Source organism: Legionella sp. PATHC039, from assembly GCF_026191275.1.
GTDB classification, from domain to species: Bacteria; Pseudomonadota; Gammaproteobacteria; order Legionellales; family Legionellaceae; genus Legionella; species Legionella pneumophila.
This window is the reverse complement of the sequence record NZ_JAPHOP010000001.1, coordinates 1,593,975-1,611,301: the sequence shown is the minus strand read 5'-3', so window position 1 is coordinate 1,611,301 and position 17,327 is coordinate 1,593,975. Positions and strand designations below refer to the sequence as shown.

The following is a 17,327-nucleotide window of genomic DNA, read 5'->3' as shown; positions in this document are numbered from 1 at the left end:
CACGTCAGTCATCTTCTTTCCAGGACGTCATGGAAGACTAAGTGTAAAATAGCCTGATAAATTACAGGCAGGTATACGTGCCTTATGTTTAACTCTAAGGTAATTTTGAGGAAGAGGTTTCAAGTATATTTTCACTAATTTCTTGTTGCGTGCGTAGTTAATACTATTTATGAGTAGTCATATATGAAAAAAACACACCATTTTGCCAGACTGGTTACTGTCGCTGTTTTTTTCTCTTTGATTTTGGCTGTTTTGATATGGAGAATGGTTGATCTCACTGTTCTGCACAGGCAATTTTTGCAGGGCCAGGGTGATGCGCGCAGCATCCGAGTTATAGATATTCCTGCCTATCGAGGTATGATCACCGATAGAAATGGTACTCCGCTTGCTGTGAGCACACCTGTTGAATCGGTTTGGGTTAATCCAAAGGAATTTTCTCCGGATGAAGAACAATTTATGCAGTTAGCTAAATACCTGAATTTGGCACCTAAAGAATTAAGTAGAAAAATTGTCCGGGCTGAAAATCGGGAGTTTGTTTATTTACAAAGACAGTTGCCTCCACCTCTTTCGAAAAAGATCGAAGCTTTAAAAATCCCAGGTGTTAATTTTCAAAAAGAATTCAAACGTTATTATCCAGACTCAGATAGTATTTCCCCATTAATTGGATTTACTAATGTCGATGATCAAGGATTGGAGGGGATTGAGCTGGCCTATCAAGATTGGCTTATGGGAGTCGTTGGTAAAAAAAGAGTAATCAAAGATCGATTAGGACGGGTTGTCGAAGATCTGGGAGTTTTGAAGGAACCACGCCCGGGACATGAGTTAACTTTGAGTATAGATAGACGACTACAATATTTAGCTTATAGCGAATTAGGTAAAACAGTCGAAGAGTTTTCTGCTAAATCCGGGTCTGTAGTTGTAATCGATGCTGAAAATGGTGAGATCCTGGCTGTGGCTAATGTTCCATCTTATAATCCTAACGCACGTGGGCATTATGATAAGGAAACCTACCGCAACAGAGCTTTCACCGATACTTTCGAGCCTGGGTCTGTCATTAAATCATTCAGTATAGCCAGTGCTTTGGAAACAGGCTTATTTACTCCGGATACGATTATTGATACTAATCCAGGATGGATGACTGTCCATGGCCGAACAGTAAGAGATATCCATAATTATGGTGTTTTAGATGTTACCGGAATATTACAACATTCCAGTAATGTGGGCGTTACAAAAATGGTATTATCCACTCCAGCTGAACAATTAATAGGGTTTTTGCAAAAATGTGGTTTTGGGCAACGTTCTGAATTGGCATACCCGGGTGAAAGTGAAGGAGGCATAGTAAAAGCCAAGGATGCAAACCCATTCGTTTTAGCTACATTAGGTTTCGGTTATGGCTTGTCTGTTACTGCACTGCAATTGGCTAAAGCCAATTTAATTTTTGCAAATAAAGGACGATTAATACCTGTGACTTTGATTCACAATGATACCCCCAGTAATGGCATTCAAGTGATGCAACCTAAAACCGCTGAAAATGTATTATTAATGATGGAAGCGGTAATGAATAAGGGTACAGGTAAGGGAGCAAGGGTTCCTGGTTATAGGGTAGCTGGAAAAACTGGAACAGCACGAGTTGCTGGAAAGAATGGATATAAAGACAGGAAATACACAGCCAGTTTTATTGGGATAGCACCAGTTTCCAAACCAAAGTTTGTAGTCGCTGTTATTATTCATGAACCTTCACGAAAGGGTTATTATGCTGCCTCTGTGGCAGGGCCCTTATTTGCGAAAGTCATGTCAGGTGCTTTACGCTTATTCAATATTCCTACTGATGAGCCAGTTAGTTAAAGAGAATAGGAGCCAATTTTGTGAAACTAACCCAATTATTAGAACCCTGGATTAAAAGGGACATTATTGATGGCACTGTTAGTGACATAAAAAATGACAGTCGCTTGGTGAAAGAAGGGGATTTATTTGCCGCTTATCCAGGGGCAACTTCCGACGGTCGATTATATATAGAAAAAGCTGTGGCATCAGGTGCTGTCGCTGTGGTTTATGAGCCCAATAATTTACCTCAGGGAATTACTTTGCCAGCAGCGATTCCCTGCATAGCCATTCCCCAATTAGCTGAAAAATTAGGAGAAATAGCGAAACGTTTTTTTAATAACCCATCCCAATTTCTTGGTTTAACTGGGGTAACTGGCACAAATGGCAAGACGACTATTGCTTATCAGTTGGCACAGGCACATGATTTACTCGGGCAGCGCTCGGCTTACATTGGGACTATAGGGCAAGGCAAGGTGGATGCCTTAATGCCTTTGGAAAATACCACGCCAGATGCTCTTTGTTTGCAGAGGTTGATGCATCAGTATAAAGAAGAGGGCATTAAACAGGTTTGTATGGAGGTATCCTCTCATGCGTTGAGCCAGCATAGAGTCGACTCTCTCGAATTTAGTCAGGCTATCTTTACCAATTTAACGCTCGATCATTTAGATTATCACCAGACAATGCAAGCTTATGGGGCTGCAAAGTCGAGGTTGTTTGAACGAGCAGAGTTGCAATGGGCTATTATTAATCAGGATGATAACTTTCAAGATCTCATGAGCAATGTGCTAAAGACTCATGTAAAAAAAGTGACTTATGGCATGCATCAAAATTGCGATGTTAAAGCTCTCCAATGGAATATGGATATCACCGGAACAGAAATTGAAGTCAAGTCTCCTTGGGGGCACCATCTTCTAAAGATTAAAGCACTGGGTAAGTTTAATATTTATAATAGCCTGGCTGTTTATAGCAGTTTGCTCGCCAGCGGGTATAATCCTGAAAAAGTAGTGCAAGTTATGGCCGAGTTAAAAGCGGCGCCTGGCCGAATGGAAATTATCGCTCAATCCCCATATGTTCTTGTTGATTATGCTCATACTCCCGATGCGTTGGAAAATGTTCTTATCACCTTAAAACAAATAAAAAAAGGGAGATTGTGGGTTGTATTTGGTTGTGGTGGGGACAGAGATAAAACCAAACGCCCCATTATGGGAAAGGCAGCCAGCATGTACGCTGATAATATTGTCATTACCAGTGATAATCCAAGAAGTGAAGATCCGGAAATTATTCTTAATGAAATTGCTTGTGGCATTCCTGCCTCTGCGCTTGTTTTTAAACTAGTGAATAGAGAAGAGGCAATTGCTTATGCTTTAAGAAAGGCTGAACATAACGATATTATATTAATTGCAGGAAAAGGACATGAATCGTATCAGCAGATTGGGAATACAAAACATGTTTTTTCTGATCAGGAAGTTGTAAGACGTTTGATGAATAATTAAAATTTCGGGACAGGGGTTAATTATTAGAAATAGACATCAACACCTTAACCTAATAATGGATACTTTTTTATTGAATCAGAATCAAAATAAGTTGTGAAATCATGGCGGTGATGATGATCCTTGCGAAGAGTCAAGAATGCTGAGGATAGATTTCCAGCGTGTTTTAACTCTAGTGTTTCATGAATCGGGTTATATATTGATAAAGCCAACTCTCTCCAGTCGCCGTTTTCATTTAATCTATAAGGTTTTTCAGGGGTTGCAAATTGTGGGTATGGAAGACCAAGCGTTTGATGTAATTTACGACTGACGATTGCGACTGCAGCAAATTTGGCTTCGAGGCTGTGTCCTGCAATATGTGGTGTGCAAAGAGTTGCCTTGGAGACAATCCGGTTATCTATATGAGGTTCGTTATTGTAGACGTCGGTGCAATAAAGTATGGAAGAGCCAAGATGCAAAAGGGCTTCTTCATTAACGATACCTCCTCGAGAAGCATTGATGATAATGCAGCCAGGTTTTAATTCCTTGAGAAAATCCCGATTAATTAAATTAAGGCTTGGGTAGGGCGCATCGCTATGTAATTCAGCATGAATACATAAGAGATCACATTCAAAAAGATCTCCAAGAGAGCAGCTTTGAAAAGAAGTATCTCTGGCTACTTTGGGGGGGTCATAAAGGCATAACTGAAATTCGGCAGCATTTAGTCGTTCATAAACTTTAGTACCTACTTGCCCTAAACCAATAATTCCTGCTGTTTTACCTTGAATAAGTTGCTGTTTATCTAAATAGGCAAGGCAAGCAACAACATAGTCAGCAACAGATGTAGCATTGCACCCTTTGGCATCAATAATAGATATGTTTTGTGATTCTAAAAAAGGAAAATCAATATGATCGGTTCCACTGGTTGCTGTAGCAACAACCTTTATTTGATGGTTTTTGAGTAAATCGCCATTGATTTTTAGGGTTGAACGACAAAGAATAACGTCCTTATGGTGAAGTAAGTCTGGAATTTCATCGGCCTTATGATACAAGGTTACGGTAAATGGTGGTGGAAAAGCACTATCCAATCCTGGCAATAAAGCATCTGCTAAAATGTTCATAAATTAAAAATCGCGCTTAAAATATATAATGAACCATAGATGAGGGGAGTAAGAATATATCCCAATACATTAGTAAAAATTAGTACAATCAATATTAAAAAACCAAATGGCTCTAATTTTGCATAAGCGATAGCTTGTCTTACCGGCAATAGATTTATTACAACTTTGCTGCCATCAAGTGGCGGAATAGGAATTAGGTTTAAAAAGGCAAGAATCAAATTGATCATCATTCCAGCCCTGGCTGTAACAAGTAGGAATAAAGCAGTCATTGAGCTTTGAGGGCTTAACAGAGTTGCTATTTTAAAACATCCAGCCCATAGGAATGCCATTATCAGATTTGCCAATGGCCCCGCAAGAGTTACCAATATCATATCTCGGCGTGGTTTTCGTAGTTGGCTCTGGTTAACCGGAACCGGTTTTGCGTAACCAATTACGAAATTGAAGTTTGTTATCACGCCAATTAAAAGAGGTAATAGAACAGTGCCTATTGGATCAATGTGTTTGATAGGGTTTAATGTTAATCGACCGAACATTTTAGCTGTGTTGTCACCGCAGCGGTAGGCAACGTAACCATGAGCTAACTCATGAATAGTAATAGCTAATAATACTGGTAAAGCCCAAATACAAATTTGTTGGATTAACGTGAATTCTGGCATTAATATTCTGATGTATTTAATAATGATCCTGATTTTAACGAATTCTACTCGCTAATAACAAGGGTTGATGAAAAATTGTGTGACTGCTCAGATTTGTTGATATTTTTACCATCCTTGCCGAAAAACCTTGATTTTCTACTCAAGCGCGAGAAATCTCGATAGGCCCTAATTTAACATGGGGTCTTGGCTAAATCGAAAGCATCTTATATGATTCCATTTGATATGAGGATTTATAAGGCTTGGTTTCGATGACGCAATTTGAGAAAACTTTTACCTTCATGAAAAAAACCTGGGTAATAATAACCTATATTACCCTTGTTGTTCTCTCTTATTATTTTTTGGATAGAACGTTGGCTACTTATTTCCATAGCCTGGATCTTCGAGTCAATGCTCATGCATTAATATACTTGACGGCTTTGGGAAAATGGAAGATTTATGTTGCATTGTTTTTAATCACTGCATTATACTTTCGCTATATTCAGCCAAATAAACAATATGAAATTAGATCCTGGTATTTATTAGGCTGTGTTTTACTGCCTAATTTATTGACTTTTGCATTAAAAATTAGCCTTAGTCGAGCGCGGCCGGATCTCTTGTTTGATAATAACCTCTATGGGTTTTATTGGTTTCAACTCAATGACAATTATTGGTCATTCCCTTCAGGGCATTCTATTACTATAACTGCTTTGGCTGCGGGATTGGGGTTTGTCTTTCCAAGATATTTTTTCTTCTTTATCGGAGTAGCCTTGCTTGTAGCTGCTACCAGGGTTATTTTATATCATCATTATTTAAGTGATGTTATGACTGGATTTTATATCAGTATGTTGCTTGTTGGCTTATTTACACAGTATTTGCAAAGGAACCACTATCTCAATAAGATAAATTAGACTCTATAAATCCTAGTCAAGTTTATTAAGGGAGTAATTATGACTATAGAAAGGGAATTAAAAAATTTTGTAAGATTGTATGCGGAGTGGGACACAACTAATAATTGTTATAAATCCGATTTAGATAAGGATACCTTATTGAGATTAGAAAGAGATTTTGCAAGATTTATTAACCAGCAATTATTGATAGATGGGCCAGAAAAAGAAAAAATTGTTAAAAACTATAAAAGATTAACTCTCTGCTTTCACACCGATCATATTTTAGGATTTTCACCAGAAATGGTTTGGCTAGAGAATAATTTATCTCAGAGCAAGAATAATGGGGCATGCTTCAAGCTACTTGGCTTGTGTTATGAAAAATTAATTTCACCTGAAAAATTCAAAGATAGTAGTTTAGGAGATATTAAAAGCAAGGATGATTTTAAACAATGGCTGGAAAATTTAAGATCCAAGGCAACTACCTACTCTGGCCAGAGTTTTTGTGACAGTTTAATTAATTTATTAGAACAATCCAGTGGTTTTTTTGATGATACTGGCAAAATAAAACCTAGAGGACTCAGAGTTTTACTTCGATTCATTCCTGTAGTATTTGCCAGCTATGGCACTTTTCTTTTTGCAGAAGAATTGTTTGCTATCTATGCGCTCTATTTTATTTTATTGAAAGGAGGGCAGTACCTGGAGAGCACTGAATCCAGTCAATTAAAAAAAATAGGCTGCACGTTGCAAGAAATCAGTATTATTACTGCAACTGCATCAACTACTCTATTAGTTCGCTTGCTTGAAATGACTTTTTGGGCTTCGCGCCAATTTCTTGATGTGAGTTTACAAATCGGCTCTGCGATTTTAAAACCTATGTTACCCTCTCCTGAGACTAAGGAAAAATCAGAGTCTGATACAGCTGCCAATTTATGTAGTGATTTAATCTTGGCTAGCCATAATACTAGTGAGGGAATGCAATTCAAGACACCGGAATTAAAAGTCATTTCTGCTCCTCTTGAATCTTATCTTGGTCAAAACGCGCAGCAATTTTTTGGTGACTTGAGGATAGGTCGAGAGAAACGTTTAAAAGTAGAGGCATTTTTATTCAAGATGAGAGTACTGGATTCTCTTCCTAGTCCTTTGGAGGAGAAATTGGTAGAAGCTCAAAAAGAACTGGATAAGATAAAGAAGGATACTAAGGTTTTTACAAGCAATACAGCAAAAGCCGTAAAAGAAGCAGAACAAGTTATCTCTCTGCTACAAGACAAGGATTCTATGCAATTGGTGGTTTATAATGGGACTTAATAGCTGTTGCAAGTATCTCATGCTTATTCTCAGGGCAAAATCACACATTGGTTAAATAACGGATTATGTGTGTTATTGCTGCGTATGCGTGAAGCTATTGCAATTCTCGATCGTCAGTTTGCTATAAAAACAGCTTCCCTTCCTATGTGTGAATGACAAAATATAACCATTGTTCGCATTGTTAATTGTGCTTAAGGGCATTATTTTGCCCTATGTTTTTTCTTTTTGCACGAGTTGAGTTTTCCAACCCGGACCAGATTACTAGGCAGGTGAGAATAGAAGAAGGTTTTCTTTAACATATCTCATTTAGAATAAATTAGCTTTATGTTCTAATTAAAATCAACCTCTTGAATTTATACCCCTATCTCTGGCAAGATGCAGACTGATTTGATATTCCAGTGAGGAACCATGAAAATACTCGTGGCTGTAAAACGTGTGATTGACCCTTATGTCAAAATTCGAGTGAAATCAGATAATTCAGGAGTTGAAACTCAAAATATCAAAATGGCAATGAACCCATTTGATGAAATAGCCATTGAAGAGGCATTGCGTTTGCGAGAAAAAAATTGGGCAACCGAAGTTATTGCTGTAAGCATTGGTTCGGATAGCTCTCAGGAAACTTTAAGGCACGCTTTAGCTTTGGGTGCGGATAAGGCCATTCTGGTTCGAACAGAAAAATCATTCGAAAGCCTTAATATAGCTAAGATATTAAATAATATCGTAGCTAATGAAAAACCGGATTTGGTTTTGATGGGCAAACAATCCATAGATGGTGACAACAATCAAACTCCTCAAATGTTGGCTGCATTATTGAATTGGCCACAGGCTACCAATGCGTCGAAGATCATTCCCGATAATAATAATCTTGAAGTGGTGAGAGAAATTGATGGTGGTTTGGAAACACTCAATGTACAGCTGCCTGCAGTAATCAGTACCGATCTTCGTTTAAATGAGCCCAGATATGCCAGCTTGCCGAATATTATGAAGGCCAAACGAAAGCCTCTTGATATCATTGATCTGGATTCGCTTGGCTTATCTCTTAAACAACACGTTGAAATATTAAAGGTTAATGCCCCGGCAACGAGAAGTGGTGGTGTCATACTTGATTCTGTGGCTGCATTGTTGGATAAATTACAACATGAAGCCAAAGTGCTTTAATTAAGGAGATGAGATGAGCACTTTAGTTTTGGTTGAACATAATAATCAGCAGTTACATCCAGCAACCCGCAATACGCTGTCTGCTGCTTTAGAACTCGGTGATAAAATTACATTACTAGTGGTTGGATATCAATGCCGTTCAGTAGCCGAGGAGGCAGCCAGTCTGGAAGGAGCCCATGCTGTTTTGCATGTAGATAATCCTTGTTACGAACATCAATTGGCAGAAGCAGTTAGCGATTTGGTGGTGTCTTTTGCAAATTCATTCAGTGCTATTTTAGCTCCTTCCAGTACTTATGGGAAAAATATATTGCCCAGAGTTGCTGCACAACTTGATGTGACCCAGATTTCTGATGTGAGCAAGATAATTAATTCAGATACATTTCAACATCCTGTTTATGCTGGTAATGCCATAGAGACTGTGCGTGTTTTGGATTCATTAAAAGTAATAACTATTAGAACGACAGCTTTTGATCCCATCACATCAAGCAAGGAAGTATGTTGCATAGAAAGTATTGATAAGGAATTTCAAGCCAAAGGAAGTCAATTTGTGCGCCATGAATTAAGTAAATCCGAGAGGCCGGATTTAGGTAGTGCCAAAATAGTTGTTTCTGGCGGTAGAGGACTACAAAATGCAGAAAAATTTAAATTAATCGAAGAATTAGCTGATACTTTGGGCGCAGCAGTAGGGGCATCCAGAGCTGCAGTTGATGCCGGTTTTGTTCCTAATGATTATCAGGTAGGCCAAACCGGGAAGGTAGTGGCTCCTATGCTTTATATTGCCGTGGGTATTTCTGGAGCAGTTCAACATTTGGCAGGTATGAAGGATTCCAAGGTTATTGTTGCAATTAATAAAGACGCAGATGCACCTATTTTTCAAATTGCGACTTATGGGGTAGTAGGTGATCTGTTTGAATTAGTTCCACAATTAATAGAACAATTAAAGAATCGATAAGAGGTAACAATATGTTAGTAGGGGTACCAAAAGAAATCAAATCGCACGAAAACAGAGTAGGACTTGTTCCCTCGAGTGTTAGAGAAATTATTAGGGCAGGAAGTGATGTATTGGTAGAGAAGGGGGCTGGGCTTGGTATTGGCATATCGGATGATGATTACAGAAATGCCGGGGCTGAAGTGGTTGATACTGCTGATGATGTATTTGCCAATGCCGAATTAATAGTCAAAGTAAAAGAGCCCCAGCCTATTGAATGTAAACGGTTGCGTGAAGGACAAACATTATTTACTTATTTACATTTAGCTCCTGATCCTCATCAAGCGCGTTTATTAAAAGAATCTGGGGTTACAGCGATAGCTTATGAAACTGTGACACAGGATGATGGCGGGTTACCTTTACTTACTCCCATGTCCCAAGTGGCTGGTCGTATGGCAATCCAGGCCGGTGCACATTGCTTGGAGATGGCTCAAGGGGGTAGCGGTATATTGCTAGGTGGTGTGCCTGGTGTTGCTGCCGCCAATGTCGTAGTTATTGGTGGTGGAGTTGTAGGAACAAATGCTGTTCGCATGGCAATGGGGATGGAAGCTCGTGTTATTGTGTTAGATCGTTCACTGCAACGTTTAAATGAATTGGATTTTCAGTTTGGTTCTAAACTCAATACAGTTTACTCAACTGCAGATTCTATAGAAAAATACGTATCCAGCGCTGATTTAGTGATTGGTGCTGTATTGGTACCAGGTGCTGCAGCCCCCAAATTAGTGACTCGCTCTATGCTGTGCTCAATGCGTCCTGGCTCCGTTTTAGTCGATGTTGCTATTGATCAAGGAGGGTGTTTTGAGACGAGTCGTGCGACAACCCATCAAGAACCTACTTACGTGGTTGATAACGTAGTGCATTATTGTGTGGCCAATATGCCTGGCGCTGTACCCAGAACATCAACATTTGCTTTAAATAATGCCACATTACCTTTCATTTTAAGTATTGTTACTAAAGGGGTTAAGCTGGCTTTATTAAGTGACCCTCATTTACTTAACGGCCTAAATGTTCACCAGGGTAAAATCACTTATGAGGCTGTTGCTCGTGATTTAGGATATGAATACACGCCAGCTGCAGCTGCTTTATCAGGACGATAATTAGTAGATTAAAACCCGTATTACACAAATTGAATACGGGTTTTGTGCTTCATCAGAATATAAATCTCAAATTAAAACAGACTCTCTTCCACTGGCGCTAGTTCTTCTTCCTGCTGATCATTATGTGCATTATAGACAGGACCTTGATCCTCTTCAGATGGAGCCTCATTTTGTCGAAAATACTCAATGATGCCATTTTCCTGGTTAGGCTTGGCGAGCAAACCACTTACTGGATCTATTCGAACAGCTATAACATTTTCAGGCTGCTTCAATTCAGTTTCAGGTTTGTCTTTTAATGCTACTTTCATAAAATCAATCCATAGCGGAAGAGCAAGATTTGCAGCATATTCATGCAATGATTTGGGATTATCAAAACCAATCCAGGTTGTTACTACCAAATTAGAGTTAAATCCGGCAAACCACGCATCTACTTGATCATTAGTAGTCCCTGTTTTACCAGCGATGTCTTGACGATTTAATACTCGTGCAGCACGTCCAGTGCCATGCTGTATTACATCGCGTAATGCTGTATTCATTAAAAAGGCTATCTCTTCAGAAATAACACGAGGTGCCAAGGTAGAGGCATCAACTTTGTCTTTATCACAAGGGTCACATACAACACTTGGTTTGGCTTGTAACAGAATTTTACCATCAGCGTCTGTTATATGGTCAATTAGGTAGGGCTCTACTTTATAACCACCATTAGCAAAGACTGCATAAGCAGTGGTTAAATCCATAGGGCTAATGGACAAACTTCCTAAAGCAAGTGATAAGGCTCTAGGCAATGATTTTTTGTTAAAGCCAAAACGAGTTAAGAAATCTATCGTATAATCAATACCTATATCATCGAGAATTCTTATAGATACCAAATTTTTAGATTGAACTAATGCCTGTTTCAGGCGGGTAGGGCCATTGAATTTTAGATTCACATTGTGTGGCCGCCATAAATTCGGTTGGCTGGGATCGTCTACAACGATGGGGGCATCATTAATTAAGGTAGCAAGATTATAACCATTGTTCAAAGCCGCAGCGTAAACAAATGGTTTGAAACTGGAGCCTGGTTGCCTGCTGGATTGGGTAGCTCGGTTGAATTTACTTTTTGAGAAGTTAAATCCTCCGACCAAAACTTCAATGGCGCCATTTTTAGGATTCATAGCAACCATTGCAGATTCTGCTTCAGGAATTTGGGCGAGTTGCCAAGATTTTTCCGTGGGGTGTACATAAATTATATCGCCTGCTGCTACCAATTGCTGTGCTTTGGTTGGTGATTTCCCAACCCAGCCTCCTCTTTTCAGTGCCGGCCTGGCCCAGGACATGCCCTCCCAGGGAATAATAATTATTTGCCCGTTTTGTAATGCCGCAGTCGCTTCTTTTTCTCTTACTTCAGTGATCACTGCTGGAATCAGACTGTTCAGCTCTGGATATTGCCGCAAGTATTTTTGCCTAATCTTGGGAGATTGACTGTCTTTTTCACCTATATTGGCAATTGGCCCTCTGTAACCATGTCGATGATCGTAAGCAATCAGATTTTTTTCTACCACTTCATTGGCAGTATTTTGTAATTTGCCATCAATGGTTGTATATACCTTATAGCCTTTAGTGTACGCTTCGGGGCCAAAATTGTCGTACAGAGACTGACGAATCATTTCAGCAACATAAGGCGCTTTCACTTTGATATTAGTTCCATGGTATTTTGCAGTAATTGGTTGATTGACTGCATTTTGGTATTGTTCTTCATTGATATAATGCTCTTCCAGTAATCGCTCCAGTACATGGTCACGACGTTTTTTTGCAGCAAGCGGGTTAGCGATAGGATTCTGAGTTGAGGGAGCTTGAGGAAGTCCTGCTATCATAGCCAGTTCAGCCAGATTAAGGTCTTTAAGGGATTTTCCAAAATAAACCATGGCTGCCGCGCCAACACCGTAAGCCCGATTACCCAGATAAACCCTGTTTAAGTAAAGTTCCAAAATCTTTTCTTTACTTAATTCCCGGTCAATTTTGATAGCAAGCATAATTTCATTGAATTTCCGTAAAAATGTTTTTTTACGGCTTAAGAAAAAATTACGAGCTACTTGCATGGTGATCGTACTGCCACCTTGAGATTTGGTTCCAGTTTTGAGCATGCTTACTGCGGCTCGGCCCAATCCCATAACGTCTACACCAGGGTGCTCAAAAAATCGTTGATCTTCTGTTGCAATTAATGCATGGATAAGAGTAGGGGGAATTTCGTCATAAGTTACGGGAATACGTTTTTTTTCACCGTATTCCTGAATTAATAAACCTTCTTTGCTGAAAATCTGTAATGGCACTTGTAGTTGTACAGTTTTTAATGAATCAACATTAGGCAATTGGCTTTCGAGATAAAGATATAGAAGGCTGCCAGCCACTATTAGGAGAAAAAACAGGCTCATCAGCGCCCAAAGACCTTTACGCCAGAAGTATGCCATTTTTTTCATAGAATTTCGTTTTCGTTAAATGTGAGTAGTGCAATATTATACAGCGAATCTATATAATATTGCGAGGTTTACAAGGGAAAAAACCTGATTTAAATGCTATTTTGGGCCTCACAGCTATGGAGATAATCATTGATGAAGCGCCAATAGACATTAATCCCCATGGCCATTACCCATAGAAAAAGATTGATTAGGCTGGGTATCTGTTGTTTCAGAGGATTTAACCATTGGTAAATCGCTCACATCAATCATCGTTTGTTGTTTGGCTTGAGTGCCCAGCTTGGTATTGAAAAATAGAGAGCTGTATCCGAGAGGCAGGACAGGGTTAAAAACTGGACGAGGCATGCTGCGAGTTAATTCGCTTACTTTCTCTTTCAGTTTTTCTATTTCTTTGTCTTTCTCCAGAATTGTAGCTTTTTGCTCTGAGATTGTCTTTTTATCTTTTTCTGCTTCTTGTGTTTTTGTTAAAAGTTCTTTTTCTTGCTCTTTGCTACTGATACTCGATATTTGGGCTTTCTCCAATAGTTCAGGTACCAAGAGAGCATTTTGATGCTCTAAGCATAAAGATTCAGCAAGCGCTTTAATTTCTTCATCAGAAGAACATTCTGCTGTATTTTTAGAATTAATATGGATGTTCAATGCTTCTAAAACTTCTTCTTTGATCAAATTTCCGGAGTTGCAAAATTCTCCACCAACGTATCCATCATTTTTTACACCTGAAAGAGAAATGCTGGTTTCAGAGCTCTCGGTAGCAGAAGTATATTTTACTTCATAAGTTTTACTTTTAGGGGTGATCATTAATTGTTTGAGATCAATTAAAAGCTGAGCGATCTGTTTTTTATATTCTTCCAGCTTAGATGGTTCAAATGAGATTTTCCTATCCAGCATGGATTTTAGAAAAAGAACTTCATTTAAAATAAAATATAAGAATGGTTTTCTGTCAGGGTAACCTTTGGTACAATTTTGTATTAACTCTTCAAAGCGCCCTTTACATTCAACGTCTTTATCCTGAATAATTTCTTTAGCCAATGCAAGTGCTTTTCTTCTTAAGAGAATGGGATTGCTTTCGACTATTAATTTATTTAATACTTTAGGCTGGCTGTCATGATACCGAATGATTACAGAAGTCAGTGTATAGAGTAGCTCTTCTAATCTAGTCATATGTAAAGCTCCTTTTTATAAAGCTAAAAATCTAAATGTGGAAATCCCCTACAACTTGGTATTTCACTATATTGAATGTTTTGCATAAGTGCAAGTGCCTGTTAACTGGTACATTATTTGAAAAAAACATACAAGTAGAGGGTTTGTTTTACAGTTTTTTGAAAGAATATAAAATCTGATTTGATTGTAATACTATGATTGATATCATGAAATTTGCTTGGGCATCGATAGAAGACAGAAATGGAAATACATGAATCAATTTTCAGATTGATTATAAACACTTAACCCAAAGTAATAAGTAAAGTGATTCCAATTTATAGTGGCTTACGCTAACATTAATTATTCAATAGTTAGGAAAAGATCTAAAAATAGGAGTGCTTTTGGGCTGCAAGGAAATATACAGGGAGATTCTATAAGTGCTCAAATTGCTTAAACCTAAGCATCGTTCAATTCTTGGCATTGACATCAGTTCTTCCGCAGTGAAAATTCTGGAAATATCGGGTTCCGGAGAGGACATTTGTGTTGAAGGATATGGTCGTGAAGAAATACCTGCCTCTGCCCTAGAAGGAAATATGATCAAGGATGTCGATGTAGTAGCGAATTGTATCAAAAAATTAGTAGAAAGATTGAAGTTTACATCTAAAAATGTAGCATTGGCTGTACCTGATTCGGCTGTTATCAGTAAAGTAGTGCAAATTAATGAAGGGTTAACTGACCTTGAAATGGAAGAGCTTGTCGTTATTGAGGCGGATAAGTACATTCCTTACCCAATAGATGAAATAAACCTGGATTTTGAAGTGTTAGGCCATTCAGCCAAGAGCTCATCACTGCTTGATGTTTTAATCGTGGCATCAAGGGCAGAAAACGTTAATACCCGTGTTGAAGCAGCCCATAGAGCAGGGTTGGAACCCAAAGTTGTTGACGTGGAATCTTATGCAGTAGAGCGTTCAGTACAACAAATTGCGCAAGAATTACCAGCAAGTGGGCAAGACAAAATTGTTGCAATAGTAGATATTGGAGCCAATTATACTCACTTATTTGTTTTGCATGGTATGCGACTAATCTTTTCAAGAGAAGAAAAATTTGGAGGTATGCAACTTCTTGAAGCGATTGCAGAACACTATCATATGAATTTGGAGCAGGCTATTGTCCTAAAAAATCAGGGTAAACTACCGGAGGACTACGAATCTGCTGTATTAGAACCTTTTAAGGACATGATTCTTTTGCAGATCAAACGTACTTTGCAGTTTTTTTATTCAACCAGTCAACATGGATTTGTAGACCATATTTTATTGGCTGGAGGAATGGCAAGACAATCAGGATTGGCAGCGCTTATTCAAGAACAGTTAGGAGTGACTACTACAGTGGCTAATCCACTATCCCATATGTCTTTTGGTAAAAAAGTGAATTTGGATGTGATTAATAGTGATGCGCCTACACTGATGGTGGCTTGTGGGTTGGCTTTGAGGCATGTCGAGTAAAAAATGACTGAAATTAATTTATTGCCATGGCGTGAACAAAAACGTGAGCAGGAAAAGAAATTATTTACAACCATGCTATTGATAGGGATTATCATCGCTGCGGCAATTGTTTTTTTAATGAACTTTTATGTTTCTCATTTAATAAGTAATCAAACGAACCGAAATCAGATTTTACAAAAAGAAATTACAGCTTTGGACGAACAGATCAAGGAGATTAAAGCATTAAAACAAATCAGGGAAGGATTAATTTCAAGAATGTCGATTGTGCAGAATCTGCAATCAATAAGAACTCTAATGGTCCATTTATTTGATGAGTTAGTACGAATTATTCCTCCAGGAATTTATATAACCAAAATACAAAGAGAACACGATGTAATAACACTCTGGGGGTATTCCGAATCGAATACAAGTGTTTCTATTTTGATGAGAAATATTGATGCTGATGTCTGGATACAGAATCCCATACTTACTGAAATTAAAAAAAATGTTGAACTGAAACAGTCTCCAAACAATGAATTTAAATTAAGTTTTGTACTTAAACCCAAATATTAGGCTGATAAAAATCATGGATACAGTCAATTTAAATGAATTAACTCTGGAGAATGTCGGGCAGTGGCCAATGCCGGTTAAAATTGGAGTAATTTTAGGCATCAGTATACTGATAATTGGATTAGGATATTGGCTTATTGTTAAGCCCAATTTTGAGCAATTGGATACGCTGGAAACCCAGGAAGTTGCTTTGAAAACAGAATTTGAAAAAAAGCAACATCAGGCAGCAAATCTACAAGCCTATCGTAATCAGTTACAGTTAATGAATGAACGCTTTGGGACTATGCTAAAACAACTCCCGGCAAAAAATGAAATGCCTGGGCTTTTGGAGGAAATATCTAAAACGGGGATCACATCGGGTTTGAAGTTTGAATTGTTTGCACCACAACCTGAAGTAGTGCATGATTTTTATGTGGAGTTACCTATAAAAATTACGATTGTCGGATCCTATATGCAATTAGCAAGGTTTTTAAGTCGTGTAGCTGAAATGAACAGAATAGTGACTTTACACGAATTTAGTGTCGAGGGGGTATCCTCCAGGGATGGTAAAATAGTTTCTCAGGATGAATTGGTGATGAGTATCACTGCTAAAATATACAGATATCGGGCACAATGATAATTAAAAATAACCAGACACTTATATTATACTTTTTCGGAAATTTTCTATGTGCTTTACTCACCTCAGAGAATTTCCGAAAAAGCCTATTGACGGCGTTATTGGTTCTATTACTTAGTGCCTGCTCTGGTGATAACAGTGACCTTATTAAGTACATCAACGAAGTGAAATCAAGACCAGGAAGACCTATCGAGCCTATTCCCAAATTCGCCCCTTTGCCAATTTTTAGGTTTCCAGAAAACGACGATAGGCGAAATCCATTCAAGCCTATTGATCAAAAAAAGAGAAATGATATTTATGCCCCAGATAAAAAAAGGCCTAAGCAGCCTTTGGAATCTTTTCCTCTGGATGCTTTAAAATTTGTAGGTACTTTAAAAAAAGACAACGAAATTTGGGCCCTGATTAGGCAACCTGAAGGGCAGATTAGTCGTGTGAAGGTTGGAGATTACATGGGACAAAATTATGGACGTATTATTTTGATTAAAAATGAACTCATTAAATTGGAAGAAACTGTACAAAAATCAGGGAAGTGGGAAAAACAGTTTACCACAATTAATTTGGATACTGGCAAGCAGGAGTGAGG

The 17,327-nt window shown here is 38.4% G+C and carries 15 protein-coding genes; 11 read left to right on the top strand and 4 right to left on the bottom strand.

Annotated elements, in window-relative coordinates:
• Positions 1–183: 183 nt before the first annotated feature.
• Both OQI99_RS07235 and OQI99_RS07230 read left to right on the top strand, forming a co-directional pair.
• Complete coding sequence (locus OQI99_RS07235; RefSeq protein ID WP_011946011.1) at positions 184–1,845, top strand: peptidoglycan D,D-transpeptidase FtsI family protein; 1,662 nt, start codon at positions 184–186, stop codon at positions 1,843–1,845.
• A 20-nt stretch (positions 1,846–1,865) separates the two neighbouring features.
• Positions 1,866–3,317, top strand: a complete 1,452-nt coding sequence (locus tag OQI99_RS07230; RefSeq protein ID WP_265731598.1) for a UDP-N-acetylmuramoyl-L-alanyl-D-glutamate--2,6-diaminopimelate ligase — start codon at positions 1,866–1,868, stop codon at positions 3,315–3,317.
• A 44-nt stretch (positions 3,318–3,361) separates the two neighbouring features.
• Here the strand turns inward: OQI99_RS07230 and OQI99_RS07225 are convergent, their stop codons facing one another.
• Together OQI99_RS07225 and OQI99_RS07220 are read right to left on the bottom strand one after the other, a co-directional pair.
• Entirely contained in the window at positions 3,362–4,414 is a 1,053-nt protein-coding gene (locus OQI99_RS07225) for a 4-phosphoerythronate dehydrogenase (RefSeq protein WP_265731597.1), read from the bottom strand.
• Positions 4,411–5,070, bottom strand: a complete 660-nt coding sequence (locus OQI99_RS07220) for a site-2 protease family protein (RefSeq protein WP_061512958.1) — start codon at positions 5,068–5,070, stop codon at positions 4,411–4,413. The genes OQI99_RS07225 and OQI99_RS07220 overlap by 4 nt, the downstream gene beginning before the upstream one ends.
• Before the next feature lie 248 nt (positions 5,071–5,318).
• On the opposite strand from OQI99_RS07220, the gene OQI99_RS07215 reads away from it, so the two are divergent.
• The 5 genes from OQI99_RS07215 (at position 5,319) to ald (ending at position 10,484) form a co-directional block, all read left to right on the top strand.
• Positions 5,319–5,957, top strand: coding sequence for a phosphatase PAP2 family protein (locus OQI99_RS07215; RefSeq protein WP_061512959.1), 639 nt, complete (start codon positions 5,319–5,321; stop codon positions 5,955–5,957).
• 39 nt (positions 5,958–5,996) lie between these two features.
• The gene (locus tag OQI99_RS07210) at positions 5,997–7,241 is read left to right on the top strand and encodes a J domain-containing protein (RefSeq protein ID WP_265731596.1); all 1,245 of its coding nucleotides are present in this window, start codon (positions 5,997–5,999) and stop codon (positions 7,239–7,241) included.
• A gap of 408 nt (positions 7,242–7,649) precedes the next feature.
• The gene (locus OQI99_RS07205) at positions 7,650–8,399 is read left to right on the top strand and encodes an electron transfer flavoprotein subunit beta/FixA family protein (protein WP_061512961.1); all 750 of its coding nucleotides are present in this window, start codon (positions 7,650–7,652) and stop codon (positions 8,397–8,399) included.
• 13 nt (positions 8,400–8,412) lie between these two features.
• Positions 8,413–9,351 (top strand): electron transfer flavoprotein subunit alpha/FixB family protein, encoded by a 939-nt coding sequence (locus OQI99_RS07200; RefSeq protein ID WP_061512962.1) that lies wholly within the window; start codon positions 8,413–8,415, stop codon positions 9,349–9,351.
• Between the two features lie 11 nt (positions 9,352–9,362).
• Positions 9,363–10,484, top strand: a complete 1,122-nt coding sequence (gene ald / locus OQI99_RS07195; RefSeq protein ID WP_061512963.1) for an alanine dehydrogenase — start codon at positions 9,363–9,365, stop codon at positions 10,482–10,484.
• A gap of 71 nt (positions 10,485–10,555) precedes the next feature.
• Here the strand turns inward: ald and OQI99_RS07190 are convergent, their stop codons facing one another.
• Positions 10,556–12,940: a penicillin-binding protein 1A gene (locus tag OQI99_RS07190; protein WP_265731595.1), complete on the bottom strand. Its 2,385-nt coding sequence runs from the start codon at positions 12,938–12,940 to the stop codon at positions 10,556–10,558.
• Positions 12,941–13,090: 150 nt separating this feature from the next.
• Positions 13,091–14,098, bottom strand: a complete 1,008-nt coding sequence (gene ravI / locus OQI99_RS07185) for a Dot/Icm T4SS effector RavI (protein WP_265731594.1) — start codon at positions 14,096–14,098, stop codon at positions 13,091–13,093.
• 416 nt (positions 14,099–14,514) lie between these two features.
• On the opposite strand from ravI, the gene pilM reads away from it, so the two are divergent.
• From pilM to OQI99_RS07165, 4 genes are read left to right on the top strand one after another with little or no spacing between them, the layout of a single operon-like run.
• Positions 14,515–15,579: a type IV pilus assembly protein PilM gene (pilM, locus tag OQI99_RS07180; protein WP_265731593.1), complete on the top strand. Its 1,065-nt coding sequence runs from the start codon at positions 14,515–14,517 to the stop codon at positions 15,577–15,579.
• Positions 15,580–15,582: 3 nt separating this feature from the next.
• Entirely contained in the window at positions 15,583–16,131 is a 549-nt protein-coding gene (locus OQI99_RS07175) for a PilN domain-containing protein (protein ID WP_061512967.1), read from the top strand.
• Between the two features lie 13 nt (positions 16,132–16,144).
• Positions 16,145–16,744, top strand: a complete 600-nt coding sequence (locus OQI99_RS07170) for a type 4a pilus biogenesis protein PilO (RefSeq protein WP_061512968.1) — start codon at positions 16,145–16,147, stop codon at positions 16,742–16,744.
• Positions 16,741–17,325, top strand: coding sequence for a pilus assembly protein PilP (locus OQI99_RS07165; protein WP_061512969.1), 585 nt, complete (start codon positions 16,741–16,743; stop codon positions 17,323–17,325). Before OQI99_RS07170 ends, OQI99_RS07165 begins: the two co-directional genes overlap by 4 nt.
• Positions 17,326–17,327 lie beyond the last annotated feature (2 nt).

Bases quoted from the DNA above. Each gene is read 5' to 3' on its own strand.
- OQI99_RS07235 (WP_011946011.1), top strand. From the start codon at position 184: ATGAAAAAAACACACCATTTTGCCAGACTGGTTACTGTCGCTGTTTTT.
- OQI99_RS07225 (WP_265731597.1), bottom strand. From the start codon at position 4,414: ATGAACATTTTAGCAGATGCTTTATTGCCAGGATTGGATAGTGCTTTT.
- OQI99_RS07220 (WP_061512958.1), bottom strand. From the start codon at position 5,070: ATGCCAGAATTCACGTTAATCCAACAAATTTGTATTTGGGCTTTACCA.
- OQI99_RS07215 (WP_061512959.1), top strand. From the start codon at position 5,319: ATGACGCAATTTGAGAAAACTTTTACCTTCATGAAAAAAACCTGGGTA.
- OQI99_RS07210 (WP_265731596.1), top strand. From the start codon at position 5,997: ATGACTATAGAAAGGGAATTAAAAAATTTTGTAAGATTGTATGCGGAG.
- OQI99_RS07205 (WP_061512961.1), top strand. From the start codon at position 7,650: ATGAAAATACTCGTGGCTGTAAAACGTGTGATTGACCCTTATGTCAAA.
- OQI99_RS07200 (WP_061512962.1), top strand. From the start codon at position 8,413: ATGAGCACTTTAGTTTTGGTTGAACATAATAATCAGCAGTTACATCCA.
- ald (WP_061512963.1), top strand. From the start codon at position 9,363: ATGTTAGTAGGGGTACCAAAAGAAATCAAATCGCACGAAAACAGAGTA.
- OQI99_RS07190 (WP_265731595.1), bottom strand. From the start codon at position 12,940: ATGAAAAAAATGGCATACTTCTGGCGTAAAGGTCTTTGGGCGCTGATG.
- ravI (WP_265731594.1), bottom strand. From the start codon at position 14,098: ATGACTAGATTAGAAGAGCTACTCTATACACTGACTTCTGTAATCATT.
- OQI99_RS07175 (WP_061512967.1), top strand. From the start codon at position 15,583: ATGACTGAAATTAATTTATTGCCATGGCGTGAACAAAAACGTGAGCAG.
- OQI99_RS07170 (WP_061512968.1), top strand. From the start codon at position 16,145: ATGGATACAGTCAATTTAAATGAATTAACTCTGGAGAATGTCGGGCAG.
- OQI99_RS07165 (WP_061512969.1), top strand. From the start codon at position 16,741: ATGATAATTAAAAATAACCAGACACTTATATTATACTTTTTCGGAAAT.